This is a genomic window from Deltaproteobacteria bacterium, from assembly GCA_011773515.1.
Classification (GTDB): Bacteria; Desulfobacterota; Deferrimicrobia; order J040; family J040; genus WVXK01.
Map to the genome: position 1 here is coordinate 18,788 of WVXK01000062.1, position 729 is coordinate 19,516.

Below are 729 nucleotides of genomic sequence, written 5' to 3' on the forward strand. Positions count from 1 at the left end.
CGCCACGAAGCGTCCTGCCCGAAGCTAAGGAGACTGTTCAGGAAGTCGTACCGCTTCGCTATGGCCGAGAACATATCCCGTATCTGCCTGTTTTTGTTGCCTAACCTGTACATATCCCCCGGAAACGAGAAAGCGATCCCTTGATAAAATCCAGATTTTACTCCACTCTATACCAATAGTACATCGAAACAGCCAGGAGGGAGGCCAGAGAATGGAAAGGATCGTGGCGCTCGTTGGAAGCCCGAGAAAACCCGGCAACTGTGAGCTCGCGGCAAGATACGTCGCATGGGAAGCCGGGTGTGATGAGGTTGAGCTGGTGATGCTCAACGCGAAGAACATACTCCCCTGCAGGGCCTGCTACCGCTGCCTCGAGGGGACATGCCCCCTCGAGGACGACTACGGGTGGATCGTGGACAGGATCATCGCCGCCGGGGCCGTAATCATCTCCGTTCCGTCCTATTTTTTCGGCCCGAATGCATCTGCCAAGAGATTCCTCGACCGGTGCCTGCAGCTCTACGCCATCTACGACCAAATGCTCGGAAAGCCGGCTGTCGGGATCTGCATCGCAGGGATGGAGTTCGGCGAGGGCTATACCAAGCTCGGCGTGGAAAACATGATGCTCAGGATGGGACTGCAAAACAGGGGATCGGAAATCATCTACGGGGCACTTCCCGGCGAAATATTCACCGTCGACGGAAACATCGAGGTTTTAAAGAAGCTGGGAAGAAG

General features: G+C 55.6%; 1 protein-coding gene and 1 pseudogene (1 of these 2 running past the window's edge). One reads left to right on the plus strand and one right to left on the minus strand.

Annotated features, from left to right (window positions below; all coding sequences use genetic code 11):
- Positions 1-113: pseudogene (locus GTN70_06845) on the minus strand (ubiquinone/menaquinone biosynthesis methyltransferase); it reaches 519 nt to the left of the window's first position.
- A gap of 98 nt (positions 114-211) precedes the next feature.
- Here GTN70_06845 and GTN70_06850 point away from each other — a divergent pair.
- On the plus strand, positions 212-729 hold a 518-nt coding region (locus GTN70_06850; GenBank protein ID NIO16701.1), incomplete at its 3' end, for a hypothetical protein.